Genomic DNA, 478 nt, shown 5'->3' on the forward strand with positions numbered 1-478 from the left:
CCCCGCACTGCGCGCCGAATTGCAGGGCAGCCTGCTCAACTGATCCCCAGCTCCCCCGCATGAGTACCACCACCCGCATCACCGACCTCATGTCCCGCTCGGAGGAGCCATGAATACGCCACCCTCGCAGGGCGCCTACGGCGCAGGCCATCAGCGCTACGGTCATCACGACGACAGCGATCAGCCGCTGGTGCGTCCGTACGCCATGACGGGTGGCCGGACCCGGCCGCGTTATCAGCTGGCGATCGAGGCGCTGGTGTCCACCAGCGCCGAGCCGATGCAGCTCACCGGGCTGCTGCCCGAGCATCAGCGGATCTGCCAGCTGTGCATGGAGGTCAAGTCGGTGGCCGAGGTGTCGGCCCTGCTGTCGATGCCGCTGGGCGTGGCGCGCATCCTGGTGGCCGACCTCGCGGAGGCCGGCCTCATCGCGATCCACCAGCCCGACCAGGGCGAACCAGGCGGTGCGCCTGATGTGACT

General features: G+C 69.0%; 1 protein-coding gene. It reads left to right on the forward strand.

All coding sequences use genetic code 11. The features are described 5' to 3' along the window. Positions 1-109: 109 nt before the first annotated feature. Positions 110-478: DUF742 domain-containing protein (locus AC5WRL_RS28120; protein ID WP_496091502.1), on the forward strand; the 369-nt coding region annotated here is incomplete at its 3' end.

Source organism: Streptomyces sp. NTD107 (assembly GCF_059510435.1).